This window comes from Sphingobacterium sp. GVS05A, assembly GCF_019969845.1.
Lineage (GTDB): Bacteria > Bacteroidota > Bacteroidia > Sphingobacteriales > Sphingobacteriaceae > Sphingobacterium.
Window position 1 is genome coordinate 143,360 of sequence record NZ_JAHXYR010000008.1, and the last position, 26,990, is coordinate 170,349.

Genomic DNA, 26,990 nt, shown 5'->3' on the forward strand with positions numbered 1-26,990 from the left:
TTTGTTATAGAATTGCTCTTTTTTATTTGCAGGACTAGCGGCCCCTAAAGCTTCTATTAGCGTGCTGTTGATGGAGTTTGGCCATGATACGGAGGACGTCGATCTGCTTTTATCGCTACAGGCCTTTTTGATGATCTTATTTCTTGTATTTGTCCAAATAGGTTTCAAATACACGTTGATAAATGAGCTTGAACCAAGGGGTAAATTTCTCTGGAAAGTGCGCGATCTCATCTTTGATCTGTTGCTGATCCATATATTGTATGGCTGCTACTTCCGCAACATTAAAATTAGACTCACCATTGAATTTTCCAATAAGTACATGATCAAATTCATGCTCGGTAAGGCCATTGTCAAACTCGGCTTTGTATACAAATGAAAATGCATCATACATGTCTGATGCCCTGATCCGGAGTTCTTCCATCAGACGACGTTCGGCAGCATCTAGGTTGCTTTCTCCAAGACGTTGGTGCGAACAGCAACTGTTGGTCCATAAGCCACCGCAATGATATTTGTCCAAAGCCCTTTGCTGCATAAGCAGCTGATCCCTGTCATTGAACAAAAAGACACTAAAAGCTCGATGTAGCAAACCCTTTTCGTGAGCTTCGTATTTTTCCATACTCCCAATGACAGCGTCATTGGAATCGACTAATATTACATTTTCTTGCTTCATAAGGCTTAAACATAAATATAGTCCAATTTAATCAAATTGGACTATATAAAAAATTATAGCAGAGATTTATGTTATACGGTTTTTACAAATTTCTCGTCGTAATTTTCAATGTCAATGATATAACCGTTCTTAATTAAGAATTCAAATAGTGGTTTGGCTTCTTCCGAGACCGGCATATTTTGCGTTGTGATGATTTTATTTTCCTTTTTCAATAGATATGGATAAGCATAAAGCTTTACATTTTTATTGAACATACCTGAGATGTAGGATAATAGTTCATTGGTGTACAGTTCTTTATTGTAGTTATCGGAATTGAAGATATTTTTTAAGTTATAAACGTTTGTTGCAATCCCGATATTTTTGGGTTTGAAGTTGCTTATAAACTCCGCTAGATGATTATTTCTACGGAAGTTGCTGACGATAATGTTATTACCTGTGGCACATAATTCATCTGCTCTCGATGCAAATTCCTGTAGATCTTCATCCGTGATCTCATGTGTATCTTCCAATACATTACCCATTAACACCTCAATCAATACAATGGTATCGCTGTCCGTTGCCCCCGTATTTTTCTTAAACTGCTCGACAGCAAGGTTAAATAGGTCAAAGTTAGGAAGTGATTTCTGGCGGTATTTTGTACGAAGCAAGATGATATTCTTTTTGTACAAATAATCCTTGATCTGTACCGCTTTACCATCTGGTTGGAAAATAGCTGCCTTTGCAAATCCTTTGGCAATGAGATATAAGTTGATCAGTCGTTGGCTGACATTTTCAAACAAAGGACCATTTAACTTAACTAAATCAATTTCGACCGATCCGACAGATAAATTATCGACCAAGGATTCAATCAGGGTCTGCACATTTTCTGTGTAGTAATAAGCCGCAAACAGCAGGTTTACACCGATAATGCCCAGTACTTTTTGTTGCAGCTGATTGTCACTGTCCAAAAGTCTAACGTGGACAATAATATCGTTTGTGGGGCCACCGACTTCATGTTGAAAACGTAGACCAATCCAGCCATGAGGCTCATTGGTTTTGGTGAAGTTAAGCGTGGTAACAGTGTCCGCAAAGGCAAAGAATTTTTTGTTGCAATATTTATCACCATGCAAGCGTTGGGTCAACAAGTTAAATTCATGAGAAAGCATTTTTTGTAAACGGGTCCTGCTGACATATCTGCCGTCTTCTTCCTCACCGTAAATCGCGTCACTAAATGCCATGTCATAAGCCGACATTGTTTTTGCAATTGTGCCTGAAGCGGCCCCTGCATTGAAAAAGTTTCGTGCGACTTCCTGTCCAGCACCGATCTCAGCGAAGGTTCCATAAATCTCAGGATTTAGATTTATTTTCAGGGCCTTGCGCTTGGTTTCAAAAATTTCTCTTGCCATAGGACAAAGGTACAAAAATCAAAAGTCTAGTAAAAATTAAAGTATGAAAGAGAAAAACAGAATAAAATTAGGCTTGTTTTATAACAAGCCTAATTTATTAAAAGCATAGAATAATGCGCTGCTGTGTAATGCCTGGCTAAATTTGTTTTCCAGCAACATTGTTTTCGCTTCCTCAAGTGGGATAAGAAAAACTTCAATCTCCTCATGTTCGTCCAGATCTTGTTCTTGAACTTTCTGTCCACCTGTCATGAGGTAGGTATACGTGATATTGCCACTTGTCGCAGGATTGGCATAGAGGCTCACAATCTCTTCAATTTTATCGAACCGATATCCCGTTTCTTCGAGCATTTCCCGGACTGCGGCGTCTCGTGGATTTTCTCCTGGCTCAGTGGTACCGGCCGGAATTTCCAATGAAATGATACCTGCACCATGGCGGTATTGCCGGATTACTAATAGCTCATTTTGTGCAGTGATGCCGACCATATTGACCCAATCCGGATATTCCAGGACATAATAGTGGTCATTAATGCGCCCATCGGGTAGTTCGCAAGTATCCCTGCGTAATGTTGCCCAAGGTTCCTTACAAATATATTCCGATGATAATCGTTTCCATTTTTCCATTTATCCAACTATATCTTTCATCATACGGTCTACCTTTTCCTCCAATATATTTTGAAGGCTTAGGTAATTACTTTTATCTTGAAGCGTCCCCTTAACGGAGCAATAGAATTTGATTTTGGGCTCTGTGCCCGAAGGTCTAGCTGAAATCACGTCACCATCCACAGTGATAAACTGTAATACATCCGACTTTGGAAGAGTAATTTCGCTTTTGTGGCCTGTTTTCATGTCAGTGGTCTGGGAAAGCTCATAATCCCTAATTTCTTTGACTTCGATTCCGCCGAGCTTGGTAGGTAGGTTTTGCCGTAGACCAGCCATCATGGCTTGAATTTCCTCGGCTCCAGCTTTTCCTTTTTTTGTTAAGGAGATCAGTTTTTCCTGATAACAACCAAATTCTTGATAGATGTCTAACAAAACTTCATATACAGTCTTGCCTTTTGACTTAAAATATGCAGTCATTTCTGCCAAGAATGCACATGAATTAGGCGCATCCTTATCCCGGACTAAATCGCCGACTAAGAATCCATAGCTTTCCTCTCCACCGGCAAGATATTGCGCTGAATCACCTAGTTTTGTTATCAGTTCGCCGATATATTTAAACCCAGTGAGTGTTTCATAATGAGCAACATGGTAATGGTTTGCAATGTCAGCCTGAAGGTTACTGGTTACAATCGTTTTCACAATATAAGGGTTGTTGCCCAATTGTTTTAGATCACTTTTTGCACTCAGCACATAATAGATTAACAAACTGCCAATTTGATTCCCGTTGAGTAATTGAAATTGGCCTTGACTGTTTTTAACCGCAATCCCAACGCGATCCGCATCTGGATCGGTTGCTAAAACAAGGTCTGCATCAATCTCTTCCCCTTTTTTCTTCGCTAAGGCCATGGCATCCTCCTCCTCAGGGTTAGGATAGATCACTGTAGGGAAGTTTCCATCGGGAGTCGCTTGTTCGGTGACCACAGTAACATTTTCAAAGCCCCATGAGGCGAGCATTTTAGGAACGATCGTAATTCCCGTACCATGTATCGGAGAATAAACTATTTTTAGGTCCTTTTGTGCCAGTACAGCCTCCGGGTGTATACTTAATGCTTTATTGGCATCAATATAAATTGGATCAATTTCTTCACCAACAGGAATTATATTTTGGGGATTCCCTTCAAATTGGATGTCTTTGACGCTGGCGATAGCATTGACCTCATCGATCACATTTTTATCATGGGGAGCTGTCAATTGCGATCCATCGTTCCAATAAGCTTTATAACCATTGTATTCTTTGGGATTATGCGAAGCAGTCAACATGACGCCACTTTTACATCCAAAATGGCGGATTGCAAAAGATAGCATCGGTGTAGGACGCAGTTCGTTAAAAAGATAAACCTTGATACCGTTTGCTGCAAATACTTGGGCAACAAGCTGACCAAAGGACTGCGAATTGTTACGGCTATCGTAGGAGACGGCTACTTTTATTTCCTCGTTGGGGAACTGTTTTTTTAGATAGTTTGATAATCCCTGTGTAGCTTTTCCAATTGTATACTTATTCATACGGTTGGACCCCACACCCATAATTCCTCTTAAACCTCCTGTTCCAAACTCAAGATCCTTGTAGAATGAATCAATAAGTTCTGTCTCTGCCTGATCATCTATTAATTTCTGGACGGAGGCTCTTGTTTCCTCGTCATAACTGGAGGTTAACCAATCGTCGATTTTCTCTAGTATGTCTTTATCTAAATTTCCCATGATCGTTAAATATGGCTAAATGTAAAAAATTCTTTTATGCGTCACAACCTGCATAGGCGCGGTCTATGACTGTAATATACCACTTTTCCCCCTCTTTCGTGACATGAAAAACGAAAGGTTCTTCGCTTTCGTTGGAAGTCATGATCGCACGGTAGCTTCTGGTTTCTATATTTCTCAATCGCTGTAATTCGGTTTGATTAATTTTTGCATCTAAAATCTCATTCATGAATTTTGCTGTTTGTGACAGTTCATTCGGACGTGACTTCTTATCATAAAAAAAGCCTAGTTTGTCCCATTTCATTGTTCCACAGTCAAAAGCAGGTAGTTTTCCCGCTTTTAAAGGTCCTTTGTAACTTAGTTTTTCATACGAATGATATTCTGGTACTGGTTTGGAAAAGTCAAAACTACTTTGATGCACATATGAATCCAATGCCCCCGGACGATAGATGATATAGATCCCTAATTTTGGATGGATATAGTTGTTGATTGTTTTACTGTCTTGATCGGTATATGCTTTGGCAATTTTTTCCAATACTTCTTCAAGTGTTTCAGTATCCTCTTTCTTCACTTCTTTTACGATCGTGTCCGGTTTGCTTATTGTATCCAAAGGGATAGAATCCTGGGCAATTTTTACTGCCTTGTCTTCTTTTTTATTGTTTCTACAGGAGATCACACCTATGGAGAGACAGATAAGAACAAAGAAAAAGAGATTTCTCATGTTATTTTCGTTTATTTAATATTATTTTTTTGAAGTCAAGTTTTCGATGATCGACTTTAATATAGACCGTGTTGACGGTAGCCACCATTGCTCGAGAATAGCTTGAATAGTTTCTTCTCTATTTTCGCGCAATTTAAGAATTATTTCTTTTCTGAAGTTTAGTTTAGAAGTCTGCCATGTCTTTTGATTAAACTGCGTGATCTGTCTTATCTTCTTTGCTGCGGTATTAAAAAGTATTTCCGCTGGAACGACTTCATCGACTAAGCCCTGTAATTTTGCTTCCTGAGGAGAAAGCAGTTTTCCCTCGAGGAGATTCTGGTAAGCATATCGTTTCCCGATCCAAAAGGCATAAAGTTGAAAGATACTTTCAGGAACGATAAGCCCAACAGGTATTTCATTAAGTCCTATGACAAAATTACCCTCTGCCATGATCCTATAATCGCAACATAAGGCAAACACACAACCTCCAGCAGGGCTATGTCCAGATATGGCGGCAGCTATCGGTTTAGGGAAAGAGGCCAGTAGCGATGTTGCCTCCAAAAAAAGATTCCAGAATTCCCGGATTTGATCCTCGTCATAACCGAATAAGGTTATTAGGTCAAGACCGGCACTAAAAAAGTTTTCCTTACCGATAAGAACCGCTCCGCGCACGGCATCGTTTTCTTGGCCAGATTCCAATGTCTCTATAAGCTCTTTCAATAGCTGTGTATCGATGGCGTTAGACTTTCCCCGATCCAAAAAAATACTTAAAATATGGTCTTCTATTTTGGTTTTGATATGCTCCATAACGAATTTATATAAATTTATAACGGTTTGTTCGGGTTGCTATTGTGGTTTTACATCTATTAAATATTCAAGATGGGAAATTTTACCCTCCATGTCAATTCCTTCGATGGTAATTTTATAAGTTCCGGGTTCATCAGAAGTGAAAAAATCAAATTTGGTTTTTCCATTTTTCTCTGTGACCAAATTAGGCTCCCAGGCGATGGTTGTTCTCAGGTCACGCTTCAGTTCCTGCTTTTGCGTAGTATTATACTGTGGTTTGAAAAAGCTACGGTTTACATGTAATCCTTTCGGTACAATAGTGACAATCCCAGTCGGTGTATAGGACGCTGAAAATGCTTCACCAGATTTACTCGTAATGACCAATACACCGTTTCCGCCATACATACCATAAATGGCGGTATTGCCTATGCTTCTCAGCACCTCGATACTTGCGATGTCCTGAACATTGATCATGCTGATCTGATCCGCCTCAATGTACATTCCATCTAAAACAACCTGCATGGGACTACCCCCGTTCATTCCCATCGATCGGGTACTGTAAGGGACTCCATTTCGGAAGATCACGCCCACTAGTCTCCCCGCGAGACATTGTTCCAGGGTTGTGCAGGTCGATAGATCTTCGGCAGATATGACCTGATCTGCATGGCCGGGGCCATTGAGATTTCTTGAATTTTTGTCTGCTTTATTGGTCCTTACCCTGTTAACTTGGACTTCCTCTAATTTAATACTTTTTTGAATAATACCAGCAGCTTCCAGTTCTGTCAAAAATTGCTGGCTACCTTTGAGCTGATCGATCAGTTTGGTGTTTACATCATTCGCGATCAAAGGCTGGTCTTTGCTTTCATTAACTGCAGGATTTGTGGTCTCGTCGACAAGTATATCGACCCTATTCTTCTCCTTCGGGCCATTCCCGGTTACTATAAATTTAATACTGTCGGCGAATAAGAGATCTTCAAAAACAAATCGACCATCATTATTTGTCAATGTATCTATACTCAGCATCATATTGCTGGTTGGTACTAGGGTCACTTTAGCATTGGGAACGACCGCTTTGCGCCCAGTTTTCTTTACAGTTCCCGAGATCGTGAGACCTTTTTCTGGTGGATAGAGATTATTGGTTGGAAGGAGAGAATTCTTCCAATCCAGTATACGCCAGCCTTGGATCAACATGAGGTTGTCAAGCTCACTAAACCGGATGTTATTTAGATCTTCAAAATAATAATTGGGGCGCTCTATAAAACCACGGAGATCGGATTTGAGTAGAAGCTCCGAGATTATGGAAGAATAATATTGGTCTGTGGTAGAGTCGACTTTACTTAGATTGACTACAGCTGCGGAGAGTGCCGCTATTTTTGATGTATCGCTACTGCCTTCTTTAACGGAGAGGTTTGCGATGACCTGGTCTCTCGTCGCAAAGGAGGATTTATTTAATTGGATCGCTATTGGAAATATTGTTTTAGGAGCATTGTAATTAAAGACGAGCCTCTCGATGATGGGAGTCATCTGCTCATTAAGTACAGATAGTTGAATCACTCCCGAAGGAAGATCCTTTTTGGGAATGTTGAAAAGAATCTCTGGTCCATTTAATTTTTGCTTTACAGCATGTAGTACGATGCCGTTATATTGTGCGATTAGATAAACCTCTTTGCCGGTTACCAAATCGTTAGTGGAGGATAATTGGGCTGCAATCTTGTCTTTTAAACCCGAATTTACGGTGAGTACATAGCCTGAGGCTGCTACTGGAGGCAGTGGGGTGCTTACCGAATTTCCATCCGGGAAGATTGCTGTGGCAATATATTTTTTTCCAGTGCTTAGAATTAGCGGCATGCTTCCCATACCAAGGGTATTGGTCTCAAATTCGATGATCGGCGCCTGGTTTTCCTCCCCGATTTTGATTTTTGATTTTATACCCAAGCCTGCGGGCCTAAGCACCTTGACTCCAGTTTTACTCAAGATATTGTTTACTAATTCACCGCTTTCAGGAAAAATCTGGATACTGTTTTGCTGATTTGGATTTGGGATAGTAAAACTCTTTAGAACACGTCTTTTATCTGAGGACAGGAATTGCAATGTTAATAGCCCGCCATTAAAGTTATCTTTGAGTTCAAGTGCTATTGTTCCATTTTCATTGGATTTTAACCGTCCAGTCTTTTCCTTTTGGCCATCTTGTTTGAGGGCATAGCTTACACTACTGTTTATGAGAGGTGCCCCCTGAATTGTTTTTAGATTGATCTGGAAGAAATTTTCATTTCCATTTTTAAGTAATGTGCTTTGGGTTATGACATTATCTGCTCTTCCGTTGGTAATAGGGATAATTCGCTCATAGAAATTGGATATGGAATCATTTTGCATCCAACGGGTGTACGCTCTAATTCTATACGAACCCTCTACGAGAGTGTCAGATAAGCTGAAATCACCAATGCCGAGCCCTAATGTTAGTGGAATTTTGATGCTCTTGATGACGTTATTTGTTGGGGAGATTAATTCGATATTGGCGATTTTGCTGATATTGCTCAAATAATTGAAAGGTGCGGTGGTGCAATACATTTTGAACCAAATATTTTCACCGGCCGAATAGTCATTTTTGTCTAGGTGTAGATAAATTTTTTCGGTTACATGATTTTCATGGTAAGACTCCAATGTCTGTAACGTTTGATCAATTTGAGCGAGCGCCCAGAAAGGAAGTAATAGGCAATTGACTAACAACAATATTCGAGCGTACATATGACTAATGTTTCTTGAAAATTAGAAAATATTTTTCCTTTAATCAACTTATAAATCAAAATATTATCGAATTGGAGCAGTTAAATTATTTGTATTGATGCTTTGGAGTTCTTTTGAACCGGAAAATAAATTTAAAATCCGTTTTTGAACCATCTTATGCCTGAAAATTAGCATAAAAAAAATATCTTTGTGCTATGAATATCCTAATAATCGGTTCCGGAGGTCGTGAATCTGCCTTCGCCTATAAGTTGTCGAAAAGTCCACGTTTAGGTCAATTATTTATTGCTCCAGGAAATGCTGGTACAGGAGCATATGGCCAAAATGTCAATATTAAAGTTACTGATTTTGAAGCTATAGCATCCTTTGTGTTGGAAAATGCTATCCAAATGGTAGTCGTGGGACCTGAAGAGCCATTGGTAAAAGGTATTCATGATTATTTTTTGAACCGTGAAGATTTGAAAGATATTCCAGTAATCGGCCCGCAACAGGAAGGAGCCCAATTAGAAGGCTCAAAAGATTTTTCGAAACAGTTTATGGATCGACACGGTGTACCTACCGCTGCATCACGTTCTTTTGATGTCGCGTCATTGGAGGAAGGATTGATTTATCTAGAGAGCCAAAAATTGCCGATCGTTCTTAAAGCTGATGGTCTGGCTGCGGGAAAAGGCGTTTTGATCTGTGAAACACTTGAAGATGCCAAAGCTGAACTAAAAGCGATGATTGCGGATTCCAAATTTGGAGAGGCAAGCCGCGTCGTTGTCGTTGAGGAATTTTTAAAAGGAATTGAGCTATCGGTATTCGTATTGACAGATGGAAACTCCTATAAGGTATTACCTTCTGCGAAGGATTATAAACGGATAGGTGAGGGGGATACGGGATTAAATACAGGTGGAATGGGATCTATTTCTCCAGTACCTTTTGCTGACGAAACATTTTTGAATAAGGTGGAAGAACGCATCATCAAACCAACTGTCGAAGGACTGAAGAAAGATGGTATTCCATATAAAGGCTTTATTTTCATCGGTTTGATGAATATTGAAGGGGAACCATATGTCATTGAATATAATGTTCGTATGGGTGATCCTGAAACGGAATCTGTATTGCCACGAATTGAATCTGATCTGTTGGATCTGTTGGAAGGCGTTGCGCAAGGAAATTTAGACCAACGTTCTTATACGGTTTCTCCAAAAACAGCTGTTACGGTGATGTTAGTGGCTGGGGGGTACCCTGGAGCCTATGAATCTGGAAAAGAGATCGCGAATATGGAAAACGTCAAGGAATCTATTGTATTCCAAGCAGGGACCAAGGAGCAGGATGGTAAGGTTGTCACTGCCGGTGGACGTGTAATTGCCGTTACGACATTACAAGACTCACTTTTTGATGCGCTTCAACAGGCAACTGCTGATGCCGGAAGAATTTATTTTGAAGGAAAATACTTCAGACGTGACATCGGTTTTGACCTCATCTAAAAAATATTTAAAATTATTTTTGTAATACTGATTTTAAGGTCTATATTTGCAACTCCAAAAACAAGAAAGCTTTTGGAGTTGCATTAAAAATGGCCCGTTCGTCTAGGGGTTAGGACGCAAGATTTTCATTCTTGAAACAGGGGTTCGATTCCCCTACGGGCTACAAAATAAAAACCTGCAAAATAGTAAATTTGCAGGTTTTTTTGTTTTTCAGTATCTACAAAGCCTACATTGATTCCCAAGAAAAAAGTGAAGAACAACCTTCATATGCAATTTCCTATCAAATGATGAAATTCCAGCTAAGTATTTGAGCAGGGTGCTTTTTCTTGAACCATTGTGTCCTTTGGTCAGTATATTCCTTCTCCGAATTCTACATCTCCTATGTGTAAGGCTAGGTGATTCCCATAAAATTTCTTTAAATTATTTATTTTAAGCATCTGATCTTTTTAAGATTTTCGCACTACGGTTTACATTCAATCTGGAATAATGACACATGATACCGCTCAAACTTTTATCTTACCCAAGTGGAGGCTGTCTGTATTCCCCCCGCCATAGCTCTCTACGAAAAATATATACACTTCATAAGTCGCTTCCTTTCTATGCTCTGGAATATTAACATCTTGTTTTCCAGAGATTAAGCTGTTTTTCGAGTCGTTCATCAAAAGTGGATATTCAACACCATTATCCGCTGCGCTATACAGGATTAAGAAGGAATCGTAAGACCTTGTGTCAAACTTCTTCTCCAGATAGGCATCATATTCCCAAGTAACCTGAAGCACTTGTTTTTCTTGATCGAAATCCACCGTGTAGGAAGTGATGGGATTGGGGCTTCCTTTGGCAATCATAAATTTCTGCCAGTTAACCACAAAACCGTCTCCTTCCTGGATAAGTGCTTCGTTCAGATTATAAGACATGGCGACATCGTATGCCCGCTTTGGATAGCTATACGCCTTATAACCTATCTTGATGATCGAATTTAACAGACTAATATGCGATCTCACAATTTTGAAACGCGTTCTACTGAGCAGCTGTTCAGGCGTAGGTGCCCGTTTTTTAATGCGCGGGAGAGAACGCACATAATTTCCTGTTTTCGTTAACACAAACACAACGGAACCTGCCTTCCCAGAAACAGTTCCATTAACGCCATTTTTGATGATTGCCATAACTAACTGATTATAATATGGATAGTTAAGATAGGCATTAAAGCCGAAACATCCTAATACCAGATTATACCTAATAACAATTTTCAATCAATTTTTAGACAGTGATCAGTCACTAATTATTCAGTTTATACTGAGTTATCACTGAGCAAATACTGAACGAGAACTGAACAAGTACTGTGAAAAGAGCTAATTTGATCTCTATTTGATTTTAATGTGTTGTCCCTAAAAAATATCGACAAAAGAAACTAACAATCATAAACAAAAGGATCCAAGATCTCAATCTGGACCAAAATGAAATAAATCTACTTTTCAAGGACTATATATCAACTAGCTGATGAGTTGTACAGAAAAAATAAATTCTTAGTAAGCTAGTTTATAGAGTATTGTATTATGGATGTTTTGGTTTGATACAAATACGCAGATTATTGAGATAATTCGATAGTCTCAAAAATTTTACGTTCCCTACTTTTGAGTAATCAATTATAAAGCGGAACATCTTAGAGAAATATTAGAAACCAAAATTTAAGAAATATCCAACAAATTTTTTTGAACGAAACAGACAGTACAATGCGAATGATTAGTAGAATGGTTTGAAGTAACTATTAAACGAGGAACAGAGAGTTTCTAATAAAACATCAAGCTGTGCCATGTTCGGGATTTGAAAACGGAAATAGAAAGTATTAGAAAAGTAATTTAAATAAATTAGGAAGACTTTGAAGCTATTGCACGAAAGTCTTTTTTCGCTGTCAAAAGCTAATACCATTTAGCTATAATTTAAAAAATCAATTATGTGTAAACTTTTAAAAGAAGTTCGCCCATCAAAAGGACGGGCATCGATTCGTTCGTCCTAAAATTTCGACGTAAGGAAAACTAGTTAAGTCCCTGACATGCTTTCAACGAGATAAGCCTAAAGATAAAATATCCGGAAGCGGTCCACTGGGGTACTAAAAAAAAGTATTTGAAATAAATTCTAACCAAATCATAATTTATGAGAACAAAACAAGTAGCGGGCAGAGCCTTGTACCGATTGGGTAGACTCTGGGTCTTTATGATTCTCACCTTTGGTCTTTGGGCCTGCAAGAACGACACGCCGGCCATTGTTGCCGAAGCAAAACCTTTTGATCCTTCTAAACCAGTGGTCGTGTCTGATTTCAGTCCAAAATCGGGTGGTATGGGACAACGCCTAATTATTTATGGACAGAATTTTGGGAATGATCCAAAAAATGTTGCTGTGCTAATAGGTGGACAACAAGCAGTCGTTATTAATGCTTTAGGTGAGTCATTGTATTGCCTTGTCCCCAAACAGGCTTTCGAGGGGAATATCGAAGTTCGTGTTGGCGGAGTCGAGAAACCTGTCATTGGCCGGGCTGAAGCAAAGTTTGACTATAAACGTAAGCTGGTGGTATCCACGCTCGCCGGTTACAGGAATGCCCGCGGTGACGAACCTTGGAAAGATGGCAAGTTTAAAGATGCTGACCAAAACAAAATGGCCAGTGGTTTTTGGCTCTCCTCTTTTATGAAGTTTGACCCCACGAATCCCAAACATCTGTGGGTGACATTTGATGACAATAATGGCCTTTATCTAGTTAATTTTGAGGATAGCACGATTACCAAAAAGCGCTCCGATTTTAACCGTCCACGTAGTGTAGATTTTTCGGTAGATGGGAAATATATGATTGTGGCACAAGATCGAGGTGGAGAGAATGATGAATCTACCCTATTGTTTTCCCGCGCAAAGAGCTTTCTCGATAAAGAAGTACTGACCAAAAGTAGACAATGTAATGGGGCCTCCATTCACCCAGTTAATGGGGAAATGTATTTTAACAGTTATGCGAAGGGAGAGTTCTTCCGTTTCGATCTCAATCAGTATTTCACCGATAAAACTGTAAAAGCCGAACAGTTATATGTGATTCAGGATCCGGAGTGGGAATATCGGGCATTGATTCATCCGACTGGAAACTACGCGTATATTTTGGTGATTAATCAAGGTTATATTATGCGTGCGGACTATAATTGGGATAAAAAACGGTTTAATCAACCCTATTTAGTTTGCGGGAAGGTCCGTGAATCTGGCTATAAAGATGGGGTCGGATCCTCAGCCCGTGTCAATCAGCCCTACCAAGGGGTATTTGTCAAAAATCAAGCCTATGTGGAAGCAGGTAAGCCCGATGTGTACGATTTTTATTTTACAGACCTTATGAATCATGCCATTCGTATGCTTACGCCTGAAGGTGCCGTAACAACTTTTGCCGGCAGAGGTAGTTCAAGCCTGAATACTAATCCTTACGGTTATGTTAATGGAGATCTAAGGGCAGATGCTCGTTTTGATCGACCATCAGGCATTGCCTATAATGAAAAAGAACAAGCTTTTTATATCGGAGACCGGGAGAATAGGCGAATTCGTAAGATCGCACTGGAGGAAATGGATGAAAATGACCAAGATTAACCTGTGATAAGATGATGAATAAAATATTACTAACATGTATGGCGCTTCTCAGTTTCAGCTTGAGTGTTTTCGCACAAGAAATTGTGGAAGTAACGGGTGTCATTATTGATACTCAGAAGTCCCCACTGGTCGGTGTCAGCATCGCTGTGAAAGATGCCCCCGGTCTTGGGACGACCACAGATAGCAAAGGTAACTATAAGATAAAGGTAGAGCGTTACAAAACACTCGTCTTCTCTTCTGTTGGCTACCAAAAACAGGAAGTACTTGTGAAAGATTCACATATCATTAATGTGAGCTTGAAAGAATCGGAGACTAGTGTATTGGATGAGGTGGTGGTAACAGGTACGGGAACTCAAAAGAAGCTGACTTTGACGGGGGCTGCAAGTGGAGTCGATGTAGAAACCATGAAAGCCAACCCGACTTCAAGTATAACGAATGCACTTGCTGGAAATGTACCAGGAGTAATGGCGATGATGCAGTCTGGTCAGCCCGGTAGAAATATATCCGAGTTTTGGATACGTGGTATTTCTACCTTCGGTGGCGGTAGTGCCGCTTTAGTTTTGGTAGACAATGTCGAGCGCGATATCAATGATATAAATATCGAAGATATTGAAACATTTACAGTGCTTAAAGATGCAGCTATGACTGCAATTTATGGTTCTAGAGGTGCAAACGGAGTTATCTTGATCACAACTAAACGCGGTAAAGAGGGGAAGATCAACATCAATTTTAAGGACGAAACCATTTATAATACACGTACGATTACGCCTGAATTTGAGGATGGTGTTACTTATGCTAACCTATTAAATGAGGCCCGGATCACACGAAATTTTGAACCTATTTATCGTCCTGAAGAATTAGAAATCCTGCGTTTGGGATTGGACCCAGATCTTTATCCCAATGTCAACTGGAAAGATCTATTGTTGAAAGATGGTGCCATGACCTACCGGGCAAACCTCAACATGACTGGAGGCGGGGCTACAACGCGTTATTTCGTGTCGGGAAGCTATATAGATGAGGGTGGTATGTATAAAACGGATGAAACACTGCGCAACGATTATAATACAAATGCTAATTATAAACGGTGGAATTACCGTTTGAACGCGGATATCAACGTGACCAAAAGCACCGTATTGAAAGTTGGCGTCGCGGGATCACTGGACAAACGGAATAGTCCAGGCCTGGGTGATCAGGATCTTTGGGGTTCTTTTTTTGGATATTCTCCGATCAGTACGCCAGTATTGTATTCCAACGGCCGTGTACCAACAATAGGAGATGGCAATAAGATCAATCCATGGGTCATGTCAACACAGTCAGGATTCAATGAAAATTGGCAAAACAAAGTGCAGACCGATGTCACAATCGAACAGAACTTTGATTTTATTACCAAAGGTTTAAGACTTAGAGGGATTGTCGGCTTTGATACCTATAATAATAACAATATCACACGTATTAAATTGCCTGAATTATGGCATGCCGAACGCGCGCGTGATGAGAACGGAAATCTGATTTTTACGCATAAGGCTAATCCCAGAGAAATGGAACAGGGAGGGTATTCTGAGGGAAATAGACGGGAGTTTTATGATGTCATGTTCAACTATGACCGCAAAATTGGAGATCATAATTTAGGAGCAGTAGCACGTTTCACCCGGGATGCTTTTACCAAAACAGTTGATTTGGGCAATGATATCAAAAATGGTGTATCACGACGTAACCAGGCATTAGCCGGAAGATTGACCTATAATTGGAAGTCGCGTTATGTTGCTGATTTTAATTTTGGTTATACGGGTTCGGAAAACTTTGCCATGGGGCAACAATATGGCTTCTTTCCCGCTGTAGCAGCAGCATGGAATATCTCCGAGGAGCCTTTTGTCAAAAATAATGTTCCTTGGCTGAATTTGCTTAAAGTACGTTACTCCTGGGGTAAGGTGGGAAATGACCAACTTAAAATAGGCAACAACAACGAACGCTTCCCGTACTTATATACGATTGATGAAATTTGGCGTAGAGATAATAGTGGGAACCTTATACTGGACGGTGGCCAAAGGATTCCCGAAGGAGGGTATCAATGGGCTGACTATGGCCTAGATCGTTATTATGGTGGTATTCGGTATAGTCAGGTAGCTTCGCCCTACGTAACATGGGAAATGGCTACCAAAAATAACCTGGGTTTGGATATCGCTTTATTTCGCGATAAAATTGTCGCCAACTTCGATTTCTTTGATGAGAAACGTACTGGCATTTATATGGAACGAAGATTTTTGCCAAGCATGGTTGGTTTGGAGAGTATTCCAAGAGCTAATGTGGGTGGAGTAAAATCACGTGGTTTCGACGGACGCTTGGAATATAAACAGAAGATCGGTGAATTGAACCTTACGGCACGTAGCAATATCACCTATAGTAAGAACGAAATTACGGCAATCGATGAGGAAAATAACGTATATGGTTATCAAAATCAAAAAGGCTATCGTGTGGATCAGTCTATAGGATTGATCGCTTTGGGCTTGTTTAAAGATTACGATGATATTCGCAATAGCCCGAAACAACAGTTTGATAATAATCCACCGAATTATCAGCCCGGAGATATAAAATATAAAGATGTCAATGGAGATGGCATAGTGGATGATGGAGACAGGGTGGCCATAGGAGCGACGCGGAGACCTAATTTGGTTTATGGTGTAGGTGCTTCAGTGAGTTGGCGGGGATTTGACCTTAGTGTCCATTTCCAAGGATCAGGGAAGTCTACTTTTTCTATTTATGGAAAAACGGTGCAAGCCTTTCGTGAGGGCGAATGGGGGCAGGTAATGAAAGGTGTCATGGGCGATAATCGTTGGATTTCTGCCGACATATCAGGCGACCCGTCGACCGAAAATCCGAATGCATCTTATCCACGTTTAAGTTTTGGAGACAATATTAATAATTTCAGAGAGTCAACATTTTGGTTAAAAAACGGACAATATCTTCGTTTGAAAACCCTGGACATTGGTTATACACTGCCAAAACACCTGACCAATCGGATTAAGGCAAATAGTATTCGCCTGTTTCTCGTCGGCTCAAATTTATTGACCTGGTCAAAATTCAAACTTTGGGATCCGGAGCTGGCAACACCAAGGGGTGAGGATTATCCCCTCCCCAAGTCATTTACATTTGGCATCAATGTTAACCTATAAAATTAGAAAAAGATGCAAAGAAAGACATTATATATTGCGTTAATGCTCACTTTGGGCACTATTGTGATCTCATCCTGTAAAAAGGATTACTTAAAGTCCGACCAATATTTTAAAGATCGGATCACCTTGGAAAAAACATTTAAAAGCAAGCTGTATTCGGAGAAATGGCTGGCTCATGTATTTGAGGAGTTTAAAGGTGAAAATGCCGATGTCGCGAGTAAAGGCCTGACACCACACTGTTTCGCGGATGATATGTATTATGGTGATCGGGACAAGGATTACGATCCATCCAAAAATGAACTGTCCTATAATATGTTTAAAATGGGTTTGTATACAGAAACTGATAAACAAGGAACATGGGCTCAATCGTATCGCGGGATTCGGAATGCTTCGACCTTTATCCATAATATCTACATGAATACCGAGATGTCCGAGGCCGAAATCGTAGATTATCGGGGGCAGGCGCGTTTTGCGCGGGCTTACCTCTACTGGTTGTTGCTCCGTAAATATGGACCAATTCCGATACTGCCCGATGAAGGCCTGGATTATACAGATAGTTATGAAGAACTGGCTATTGCGCGAAACACCTATGATGAGTGTGCTGAATTCATCAGCAACGAGCTATTAACAGCTGCGAAAGAAATGGAAGCCCTTGGGATGAGACGTGGACAGGATGGTTCCGCCCGCCCCTCTGTGGGGGCAGCATTGGCTGCGAGGGCTAAGGTGCTTCTGTATGCAGCAAGTCCTTTGGCCAATGGGAATAATTCAGGTTATGCTGCCCGGTTGGTAGACAAGCAGATGAAACGCCTGTTGTCTGCCGATTATAAAGAAGAGAAATGGGCAAAGGCTGCAGCCGCTGCACGCGATGTCATCGAACTGGGGGTATATCGGCTTTACACCGCACCTTTTCAGGAAACGGGTGATGATGCAACAGTCAGACCTCCTCAGGATCATAATTTTTCGGATAAAAGCTGGCCAGCAGGTTGGGCGGACATTGATCCTGCTAAATCATATGCAGAGGTCTTTAATGGGACATTGACTGCTTCGGGTAATCCGGAGTTAATATTTACCCGGGGTAACAACCAGCCGAATGAGGGTATCGACCAAATGGTCATCCACCAGCTGCCGCGTTCAGCAACGGGATGGAATACACATGGACTGACACAGAAGCTAGTGGACGCGTACTATATGAATGATGGCACGGATGTACCGGGTAAGGATAAGGAAATCGGCCGTGGAAATGGTTCAAATCGTGTCAGTGGTTTTGTGACCCAGGAAAATTATGACAATAAAACATACAGACCGTTGCGTCCCGGTGTGTCCTTGCAATATGCAAATCGAGAACCGAGATTCTATGCTTCGGTGGCTTATAGTGGAAGTTTTTGGACATTGCTTAATGAAACAAAAGAAGAAAACCGCAATAAACAAATCTTCTATTATAGCGCTGACCCAAGAGGAAACGGCTTTAATTCAGCGAATGGCTATTGGTTGCGTACGGGTTTCGGGGTTAAGAAGTTTGTTCATCCCAATGATACTTATGAAGGTGGAGTTGGCTCACGTATTATTCCTAAGGCGGAGCCAGCCATCCGTTATGCAGATGTATTGTTGATGTATGCTGAGGCGCTAAATGAGTTAAACGGTTCGTATACGATTCCGTCTTGGCGTGGAGCAAGTTACTCGATCAGCCGTGACATTGCTGAAATGCAAAAGGGCATCCATCCTGTCCGCATCCGCGGAGGTGTGCCTGATTATTCGGCCAATATATATGGGAATAAGAATGAACTGCGTAAAACATTGAAAAGGGAACGCTTTATTGAGCTTATGGGCGAAGGTCAGCGCTACTATGATTTACGCCGTTGGATGGATGCGCCTGTTGAAGAAGCATTGCCGGTGTATGGCTGTAACGTTTTGATGAATGTAGAGGAACGTGACCTTTTCTATCAGCCCGTCGCGATCTGGACCTTAAAGACAACCTTTGCCGACAAAATGTGGTTTTGGCCGATTAGCCATACCGAACTTAAGCGCAATAAGAATTTGACTCAAAATCCTGGATGGACTTATAATGATTAACCAAATATGCATTTTATGAACAAGTCATATATACAGTTGTTGTTCCTCACTTTACTTGCTGTCTGCAGCTCTTGTAATGATGAATGGAAAGAGGAACAATTCGAACATTACATTTCTTTTAAGGCACCCTTGGAAAGTGAGGGGGTCGCGAATATCTATGTTCGTTACAAGGATGGGCAAAAGACCACCTTTATGCAGCCACTGGAAGTCAGCGGGTCGACAACCAACGATAATAATCTTTCGGTCAAGGTTGGGGTGGATGCTGATACATTGGGTATCCTGAATTACGAACGATTCCAGACGAGGACGGATTTTTATTACAAACAGCTCAGTACTAACTTTTTTTCGATTCCATCAGCGGTGGATATCAAGTCTGGAGAAAATACCGGATTAATGGCCATTGATTTTACATTGAAGGGTATTGATATGACCGAAAAATGGGTGCTTCCCTTGGCTATTTTGGATGATCCGGGGGCTAAATATAAGGTCAATCCCCGGAAGCATTATAAAAAAGCACTATTACGCATCAACCCTTTTAACAATTACTCCGGGACCTATAGCGGGACGGCCTTGAAGGTTGTTATGGAAGGACATGAAAATGAAACCCCGATCGTAAAAAGTCAAATCAAAAGTTATGTTGTCGATGAGAATACGATCTTCTTTTATGCGGGTAATATAGATGAAGAGCGAAAGGACCGGAAGAATTATCAAGTTTTTGCAACATTCAATGACAAGGGTGGGGTAAGCTTTCGTGCCGTAAATCCAAATATGAAGTTCGTTGTCAAAAAAGATGCAAGTTATACTGTTTCAGAACAGATGGACGCCGTCCGTCCTTATTTATTGCATCGTTATATCACCATCAATAATGTGGATTACGAATTTACCGATTATACGCTTGTTTCTACTACGGCGATCAAATTCAAGGTTTCTGGTTCATTGATTTTGGAGCGTCAGCTCAATACACAGATTCCAGATGAGGATCAAGCCATTGAATGGTAAACTTTATCAAACCATTCGGCGAGCTATTGGTTATATCATAAGGTATAAAAAATAGTAGTTATGATTGGTATAGTAGGTGGCCTAGGTCCTTATGCAGGCTTGGATATAGCCAAGAAAATTATAGATGAAACAGTGGCAAGTTCCGATCAGGAACACTTGCCACTGTTATTGTTTTCCTGCCCTAATTTGATTCCAGATCGTTCCGCATATTTATTGGATAAATCGAAGGAGAATCCAGGAAAGGCAATAGCGATGATTTTAAAACAACTGGAACAGGCTGGCGCAACGATTGCGGCAATTCCGTCGAATACAGCGCATGCAGAACCGATTTTTTCAGTTATCCAGGATGAGATGGCCCGTTTAGGGAATGAACTGAAGTTGCTTCATGTTGTCCATGAAACGGTGCGCTTTGTTCATGAAAATTATCCAGAGAGTACAATAGGTGTGCTATCGACAGCAGGTGAACAGGCTTATAGCCAATATCGGGAAGCTTTTATGAAAAAGGGTTTTCCTATTGTGGAACCTGAAGGTGCACAGAAAGAAAAGGTAAACAATGCTATCTACGATAAAGATTATGGTATTAAGGCACAGCCAGCACCTATAGCCAATAAGGCAAGAGAAGACCTATTAATGGCTATGGATGACTTGAAAAAACAAGGTGCTCAGGTGATTATTTTGGGATGTGCCGAATTGCCATTGGCTATTCCAGAAAAAGATCATAATGGAATGGTTGTAGTTGATCCCAATAGAATTCTTGCCCGGGCACTTATTCTGGCGGTTGCCCCTGATAAATTGAAAGTGCTCTAAGTGAGTTTTTGTCAAATTGGCAGAATTTTTCGGGAAACGCTTGTTGGTATGAGTTTTGCCCTCTGATTAATAGTTGTTTATATAGCAGGAGGAACAGATGCAAAAGATCATACACCGAGAAAACGATCGTGGCCATGTTGATTCTGGTTGGTTGAAAAGTGCCCACTCGTTTAGCTTTGGGCAATATTTTGATCCAGAAAAAGTAAACTTCGGGGCTTTACGCGTATTAAACGATGATCAGGTTGAAGGGGGGCAGGGCTTTGGTCGCCATTCTCATGACAATATGGAGATTGTGAGCATACCTCTGGAAGGAGTACTTTCCCATCAGGACAGTATGGGCAATGTCCGAAACATTGAAACTGGAGATGTACAAATTATGTCTGCAGGAAAGGGAGTAAAGCATTCGGAGTTTAATGGGGACCAGAAGGAGCTTGTTAAGTTTCTTCAGATCTGGATAATACCCCATGAAATGAATCTTACTCCTGGTTATGACCAGAAGTCTTACCTACATTTGGACCGTCATAATAAGTTTGTAACCATTGTGTCCCCTGATGTTTCCGATCCAGATGCGGTTCATATTCATCAAGATGCATATTTCAATATTGCGGACTTGGATGAAGGGAATACAATCCCGTATACTGTTCATTCTGAAAGAAATGGGATTTATCTTTTTGTGCTAGAGGGCAAGGTACAAGTGGCCGACGAAACATTATCGAGGAGAGACGCCATGGGCATCTACGAGTTGGATAAAATTGAGATTAAGGCTGAGTACAATGCAAAATTGCTGCTGATTGAAGTTCCAATGTTTTAGTACTGGAAACATACGCCTTTCATGTATTTGATAATGCTTGATTTATTGTTCGGTTAGACCAGGGATACATGGAAAAAAATCTAAATAGCTACTATAAAAATAGGGGGTTCTGTAAAAGGTACTCCTTATTTTTTGTAAATTGGAGTTGGAATAGAAGTAAATCCCATGGACAATTTATTACATGCTTTTGAGGGCAAGGACGTCTTATTGATTATGTTATCAGTGTTGATAGGGCTGTTGATTGGTGTCGAACGCGAATACCGCAATAAATCCGCTGGATTACGGACTTTTATACTGGTGAGTTTTGGCTCCTGCCTTTTTACTATTATTTCGTTGAAGATAGGTGTCGGAAATCCAGATCGGCTAGCAGCTAATATTATTACAGGAATTGGTTTTTTAGGGGCTGGAGTAATCTTTAAAGAAGATAATAAAGTTAGCGGAATTACAACAGCAACAACGATATGGGCAACCGCATCTCTGGGAATGTGTGTCGGCACAGGGAATATTTTTTTAGCCTTTATCGGTGTAGGGTTGGTTTTAGTGATTTTGGGGCTGTTGACCTATTTACAGACTTATATTGATAATTACCATAAAATTAAAGACTATGAGCTCCAGACCTTATCTGAAGCAGATTTTGAACATACAGAGCAATTGATCAGACAGATGGGGTTTAAAGCAACAATTGTAAATCAACGGTATAATAAGGAAAGTCTAAACACTACCTGGCGATTGACAGGCAACATAAATCAACATAAAGAGCTCGTTAAAGTTTTGCGAAGGGATAGACAAATTGTTGCATATCAATATTAGGAGGGGGAGCCAGAATCTGAATCTTGTACAGGAGAGATCTTTTGCAACAACTGATTCACTTCGTCTTCGGTTGCGGTCAATTTTGCCCGACATACCTCAATGAGATCAGATGCACGTTTGATTTTCTCTGCAAGTTCATCAATATTTGTTGTTCCATTCTCAATTTCTTTTACAATCGTTTGTAATTCATTGAAGGCATCGGTATACGTGTATTTTTGTTCCATTGTATGCTATCTCTTTAAATTTTTCACACTAATATAGTTCCGGTTAGTTGTTTTCGGAACTGGTGCTAAGCGCCTTCTTATCCGTTACAGTACTTGTAATTTCGCCATCTTCCACCATCGTTTGGATCAGATCACCCGGAGATATCTGATCGATAGATTGAAGTAACTTGCCGTTGACTTTTGTAATGGAAAACCCTTGTTTAAGCAGCCTCCGCGGATCAGAAAGCTGGATAATCCGTTCGGTATGTGCCAACGCCGTTTTATGTTCATAAAAGCGTAGTTTGATCAGCGCAGCCAGTTCGTGCTGAATCTGTTGAATATTGGCGCGCGCAGTCTGAAGTTCTCTTTTCCCAACCCATTGGATATGCGTTGCTATTTGAGCCAAAGTATTCCTTTCTTCCTTAAAACGAGTAGAGATCAGTAGCTGGATGCTTTCAGTTGCTTTGTCAATAGGAACAGAAAAATTATGAAACTTTTGAATGAGAAAATCAGCCAGCTCACTTGGTGTGATTGCATTTTTGTAGGCCACCATCTCACTCACAGTATAGTTGGTAGAATGACCAATTCCGGTCAATACAGGAATAGGGAAGATTGCGATAGCCCTTGCCAACAAATAATTATTGTAGCTCGATAGGCCAACCTCACCGCCACCGCCACGAATAATGGCAACCACATCAAATTCAGCAATTTTATCGGCAATGATCGCAAGTTGATTGATAATTGATGGAATAGATTTATCCCCCTGTAAGAGCGCCGGAAATAAGGTGCATTCCAACCGATAGCCCCAAGGATTTTGATTGATAATCTTGTAAAAATCGGAAAGGCCTTTACTTGTTTCCACCGAAACAATGGCTAGTCTTTTTGGAAGCGTTGGGAACGGAACTGATTTATTAGCCTCGTAAATACCCTCTTCTTTGAGCTTTCTTATGCTATCCAACTTCTCTTTCTCCAGCTCTCCCAACGTAAAAGTTGGATCAATATCGACAATCCTTAAGCTCAAACCATACATCGGATCATAGGAAATACTTGCTTGAAATAACATCGTAATACCCTCCCGTAGGGGTTCTTGCGCAATTTTCAGAAAATTGTTGTTGATTCGTGTGAAGTCTGCTTTCCACAAAGTTGATCTGATCTCGGCTACAATTTTACCGTCTTGTTTTTCAACGAGCTCAGGGTAACAATGCCCGGAATGCGTATAATGGTTGAGTTTATTCATCTCCGCCTTGATCCAATATAAGCTCTTGTAACGCTCAGCAAGCGTTTTTTGGATACTTTTGCTAACCTCCAAAAGGGAAAATATAGTTTTATCTTGAATCAATTCCGGCATTAACCAAACTTACAGAAAAAAAAAGATTTATACTTGCTCATCCTAAAAATCCCTATACTGAAGCTGTAAAAAACAGGCGTAACAAAATTGATTTTTTTTAGGGAAAGGACTTTGCTTTTTTATTTTATTCGTATTTTTATTTGATAGAACCTAAAAAACGATAAAATCAGAATGAAAAAAGGATTTTTTGGGGTGTTATTTGCAGGTTTGTTCTGTATTGGCCCCTTGTTCGCTCAGTATAAGTCGACCATAAAGAATGAAACCATACTTTACAATAATGTTGATCAGCTACTCCCTCTGGGCAATCTGGCGCAGTTACGTATTGCCGTCGTTGTGCCTAATGCTGAAAAATATGCCGCGTTTACAAACCAATTGGCACGTTATGCAGGCGTAACGCTATTTGATTTCAGTAAATTTGATGAAGATATCAAATATTATAATACGATTATTGTTGCGGGTAAGGAAGATGATTTGGATGCCGATTGCTTGTCACAGTTAAAGCAGGCTGTACTGAACAATAAAAAAGTTGTTCTTTGTCATTTCTTTGAACAAGAACGCAACAAAAAATCATTGTCCGAACATCCACAGTCTGATTTGATCGAGTTGTTGGCTCCTTTTACTGAACTTGGTCAACGCAATGCCGCGATGTCTATTTTTGGTGGTGCCGCGATTACTGTAGGAAATGTTAAGACGGCTCAATCGAGGCTGCAATACAGTTCAGGTAAAAACTCCAATCTGAATTTGGGTAAATTGACCAAAAAAATTGATGCCATTGCACAAGAAGCTATTGAAAAGCAGGCAACCCCTGGTGCAGTTGTGATGATTATCAAAGATGGGCAGGTGTTATTGGAGAAATCTTATGGTTATCATACCTATTCAAAAGACATTCCAACAAAAACAAGTGATATTTTTGATCTGGCCTCAGTCAGTAAAATTGCGGGTACTACACCTGTGATTATGCGATTGACGGAACGTAATATCATTAATCTCGATAGTACGATGGGGCATTACCTGTGGCAGGCAAAGTATACCAATAAAAAGGATATCAAATTGCGTTCTGTGATGCTACATGAAGCAGGGTTTACACCATTTATCCCTTTTTATAAATATTTAAAAGCAGGTGATGTTGTTGCCGTACCGGACCAACAACATCAGGTCAAGATGGCTGACAATAGTTATATTCTCAATCACTATTATCGCGATGTGATGTGGCCCGAAATGTTAAAATCGCCTGTTAAGCCAACAGGAAACTATGTGTATAGTGATATTAGCATGTATGTGATGAAGGAGGTTGCCGAACATCAGACTGCCGAACCATTGCAGGATTATGTTCAGGAAAATTTCTATAAACCATTAGGTATGACACATGCAGGGTACCTTCCAAGGGAACGATTTGCAAAAGAGCAGATTGTATCTACCGAGCAGGATACTTCGTTTCGTAAGACATTGTTGGAAGGTTATGTGCACGATCAGGGGGCAGCGATGGCCGGCGGTATCGCTGGACATGCCGGCTTATTTGCTACAGCCAATGACCTCGCGATATATGGCCAGCTTTTGCTCAACCGTGGAGAATACGGCGGTGAGCGGTATTTTAAGTCTGAAACAATAGATCTTTTTACGTCTAAGCAGTCTGCGACAAGCCGAAGAGGATTGGGGTTCGACCGCTGGGATCCAAACCCAAAAAATGAGTACCCCTCTAAATTGGCCAATAGCACTGTCTTTGGGCATACGGGATATACAGGCACCTGTATCTGGGTGGATCCCCAAAACCAATTGATTTATATCTTCCTATCCAATCGCGTGCACCCGCAGGTCAGTACCAAATTGTTGGATCTCAATATTCGTAGCCGGATTCAGGATGCCATTTATGAAGCAATCAATGAAGTGAAGAAATGATAAAAAAGCTATTGTTGATGGGACTTGGCATATTACCTTTAAACAGGTTGGCTTATAGTCAGGATTATAGAAAAGTTCATCAGGATCTGGTTATTGTGGATGGACATAATGATGTAATCTATGAATCAATTTTCGGAGGAAAGGATATTGGTCAGCGACTGAGTACAGGCGCTACGGATTTGCCAAGATTAAAAGAAGGTGGAGTCGATGTGCAGGTATTTGCTGTTTGGTCCGATGATGCAAAATGGAAGACCGGTGCATTTGAGCATGCCAATGCGCAAATAGATGCACTGGAGAAAATGATCGTTGCCAACGCCGAGAACATTGCTTTGGCAAAATCAGTAAGGGATATTGATGCTATTTTAAAAGCCGGAAAAATTGCTGCATTGATCGGTGTGGAAGGCGGTAATATGATCGAAGGGAGCATAGACAATCTCATCAAACTCCATGAACGTGGTGCGAAATATTTAACCCTGACCTGGAACTATAATGTGCCTTGGGCGAGTTGTGCTGCGATGGAGTCTGGCAAGATGGATTCGAAGGCAAAGGGATTAACAGATCATGGGAGAGCGATCATTCGAAAAATGAATGAACTTGGCATGCTAGTCGATCTCTCCCACGGTGGTGAGCAGACTTTTTATGATGTCATTGCGGTTTCCAGTAAGCCTATATTGGTGTCACACAGCAATGCCTATCGTTTATGTCCACATTTCCGAAACCTGAAAGATGAACAATTGGAGGCCCTGAAGAAAAATGGCGGTGTGATCGGGGTCAATTTTTACTCTGGTTTTTTAGATCCCGAGTATGAGACACGATTAAAGAGAATCTATACACAGCAATTTGGTGAGAATGCCGATACCACTTTGAGTACCTGGAAGATGTATGATAAGTTGCCCGTAGATGTTAGGTATGAGGTCGATGCACCAATGTCCAAACTATTGGACCATATTGATTATCTGGTCAAGAAAGTAGGGATCGACCATGTTGCGGTAGGGTCGGATTTTGATGGCATCGAATCTGCTCCCCAAGGCTTAGAAGATGTTTCTAAATTTCCTTTATTGACAAAAGGACTTTTAGAAAGAGGTTACAATAAAGCAGATATCGCTAAAATCATGGGACAGAATTTTCTACGGATTTTAAAAGAAAATGAAGGGTAA

20 protein-coding genes and 1 tRNA gene are annotated in these 26,990 nt (G+C 40.6%); 11 read left to right on the forward strand and 10 right to left on the reverse strand.

The genetic code is table 11. From position 1 onward, the window contains the following. Positions 1 to 136 precede the first annotated feature (136 nt). The 7 genes from idi to LC454_RS19590 all read right to left on the reverse strand — a co-directional run bounded on the left by idi (position 137) and on the right by LC454_RS19590 (position 8,641). The gene (idi, locus tag LC454_RS19560) at positions 137 to 670 is read right to left on the reverse strand and encodes an isopentenyl-diphosphate Delta-isomerase (RefSeq protein WP_223584093.1); all 534 of its coding nucleotides are present in this window, start codon (positions 668 to 670) and stop codon (positions 137 to 139) included. A gap of 71 nt (positions 671 to 741) precedes the next feature. Then, the gene (locus LC454_RS19565; protein ID WP_223584094.1) at positions 742 to 2,055 is read right to left on the reverse strand and encodes a nicotinamide mononucleotide adenylyltransferase; all 1,314 of its coding nucleotides are present in this window, start codon (positions 2,053 to 2,055) and stop codon (positions 742 to 744) included. A gap of 78 nt (positions 2,056 to 2,133) precedes the next feature. Further along, a complete protein-coding gene (locus tag LC454_RS19570) occupies positions 2,134 to 2,676 on the reverse strand; it encodes an NUDIX hydrolase (protein WP_223584095.1) in 543 nt (180 codons plus the stop codon). Further along, positions 2,677 to 4,413: a phospho-sugar mutase gene (locus LC454_RS19575; protein WP_223584096.1), complete on the reverse strand. Its 1,737-nt coding sequence runs from the start codon at positions 4,411 to 4,413 to the stop codon at positions 2,677 to 2,679. A 34-nt stretch (positions 4,414 to 4,447) separates the two neighbouring features. Next, positions 4,448 to 5,131: a hypothetical protein gene (locus LC454_RS19580; RefSeq protein WP_223584097.1), complete on the reverse strand. Its 684-nt coding sequence runs from the start codon at positions 5,129 to 5,131 to the stop codon at positions 4,448 to 4,450. A gap of 21 nt (positions 5,132 to 5,152) precedes the next feature. Next, positions 5,153 to 5,917 carry an enoyl-CoA hydratase/isomerase family protein gene (locus LC454_RS19585; RefSeq protein ID WP_223584098.1) on the reverse strand — a complete coding sequence of 255 codons (765 nt, stop codon included), beginning with the start codon at positions 5,915 to 5,917 and terminating at the stop codon, positions 5,153 to 5,155. Positions 5,918 to 5,956: 39 nt separating this feature from the next. Continuing rightward, entirely contained in the window at positions 5,957 to 8,641 is a 2,685-nt protein-coding gene (locus LC454_RS19590; RefSeq protein ID WP_223584099.1) for a carboxypeptidase-like regulatory domain-containing protein, read from the reverse strand. A gap of 194 nt (positions 8,642 to 8,835) precedes the next feature. Here LC454_RS19590 and purD point away from each other — a divergent pair, with 194 nt between their 5' ends. Both purD and LC454_RS19600 read left to right on the forward strand, forming a co-directional pair. Next, positions 8,836 to 10,110, forward strand: coding sequence for a phosphoribosylamine--glycine ligase (gene purD, locus LC454_RS19595; RefSeq protein ID WP_223584100.1), 1,275 nt, complete (start codon positions 8,836 to 8,838; stop codon positions 10,108 to 10,110). Positions 10,111 to 10,201: 91 nt separating this feature from the next. Then, a tRNA-Glu gene (locus tag LC454_RS19600) sits at positions 10,202 to 10,273 on the forward strand. Between the two features lie 340 nt (positions 10,274 to 10,613). Here the strand turns inward: LC454_RS19600 and LC454_RS19605 are convergent. After that, positions 10,614 to 11,273, reverse strand: coding sequence for a DUF6266 family protein (locus LC454_RS19605; RefSeq protein WP_223584101.1), 660 nt, complete (start codon positions 11,271 to 11,273; stop codon positions 10,614 to 10,616). A gap of 988 nt (positions 11,274 to 12,261) precedes the next feature. On the opposite strand from LC454_RS19605, the gene LC454_RS19610 reads away from it, so the two are divergent. The 7 genes from LC454_RS19610 (at position 12,262) to LC454_RS19640 (ending at position 22,386) form a co-directional block, all read left to right on the forward strand. Continuing rightward, positions 12,262 to 13,719, forward strand: a complete 1,458-nt coding sequence (locus tag LC454_RS19610) for an IPT/TIG domain-containing protein (RefSeq protein ID WP_223584102.1) — start codon at positions 12,262 to 12,264, stop codon at positions 13,717 to 13,719. Between the two features lie 11 nt (positions 13,720 to 13,730). Further along, positions 13,731 to 16,889 (forward strand): SusC/RagA family TonB-linked outer membrane protein, encoded by a 3,159-nt coding sequence (locus LC454_RS19615; RefSeq protein ID WP_223584103.1) that lies wholly within the window; start codon positions 13,731 to 13,733, stop codon positions 16,887 to 16,889. 12 nt (positions 16,890 to 16,901) lie between these two features. Then, positions 16,902 to 18,959 (forward strand): RagB/SusD family nutrient uptake outer membrane protein, encoded by a 2,058-nt coding sequence (locus LC454_RS19620; RefSeq protein WP_223584104.1) that lies wholly within the window; start codon positions 16,902 to 16,904, stop codon positions 18,957 to 18,959. Positions 18,960 to 18,974: 15 nt separating this feature from the next. Beyond that, positions 18,975 to 19,958, forward strand: coding sequence for a DUF4973 domain-containing protein (locus LC454_RS19625; RefSeq protein ID WP_223584105.1), 984 nt, complete (start codon positions 18,975 to 18,977; stop codon positions 19,956 to 19,958). 60 nt (positions 19,959 to 20,018) lie between these two features. Further along, on the forward strand, positions 20,019 to 20,765 hold the full coding sequence (locus tag LC454_RS19630) for an aspartate/glutamate racemase family protein (RefSeq protein ID WP_223584106.1): 747 nt from the start codon (positions 20,019 to 20,021) through the stop codon (positions 20,763 to 20,765). Positions 20,766 to 20,862: 97 nt separating this feature from the next. Further along, entirely contained in the window at positions 20,863 to 21,576 is a 714-nt protein-coding gene (locus LC454_RS19635; protein WP_223584107.1) for a pirin family protein, read from the forward strand. 165 nt (positions 21,577 to 21,741) lie between these two features. Beyond that, positions 21,742 to 22,386, forward strand: coding sequence for an MgtC/SapB family protein (locus LC454_RS19640; protein WP_223584108.1), 645 nt, complete (start codon positions 21,742 to 21,744; stop codon positions 22,384 to 22,386). On the opposite strand, the gene xseB is transcribed toward LC454_RS19640, so the two are convergent. Together xseB and xseA are read right to left on the reverse strand one after the other, a co-directional pair. After that, a complete protein-coding gene (xseB, locus tag LC454_RS19645; protein WP_120261223.1) occupies positions 22,383 to 22,610 on the reverse strand; it encodes an exodeoxyribonuclease VII small subunit in 228 nt (75 codons plus the stop codon). The two genes, LC454_RS19640 and xseB, sit on opposite strands and share 4 nt — an antisense overlap. A gap of 43 nt (positions 22,611 to 22,653) precedes the next feature. Further along, positions 22,654 to 23,937 carry an exodeoxyribonuclease VII large subunit gene (gene xseA, locus LC454_RS19650; RefSeq protein ID WP_223584109.1) on the reverse strand — a complete coding sequence of 428 codons (1,284 nt, stop codon included), beginning with the start codon at positions 23,935 to 23,937 and terminating at the stop codon, positions 22,654 to 22,656. A 171-nt stretch (positions 23,938 to 24,108) separates the two neighbouring features. On the opposite strand from xseA, the gene LC454_RS19655 reads away from it, so the two are divergent. Both LC454_RS19655 and LC454_RS19660 read left to right on the forward strand, forming a co-directional pair. Beyond that, a complete protein-coding gene (locus tag LC454_RS19655) occupies positions 24,109 to 25,833 on the forward strand; it encodes a serine hydrolase domain-containing protein (protein WP_223584110.1) in 1,725 nt (574 codons plus the stop codon). After that, complete coding sequence (locus LC454_RS19660; RefSeq protein ID WP_223584111.1) at positions 25,830 to 26,990, forward strand: dipeptidase; 1,161 nt, start codon at positions 25,830 to 25,832, stop codon at positions 26,988 to 26,990. Before LC454_RS19655 ends, LC454_RS19660 begins: the two co-directional genes overlap by 4 nt.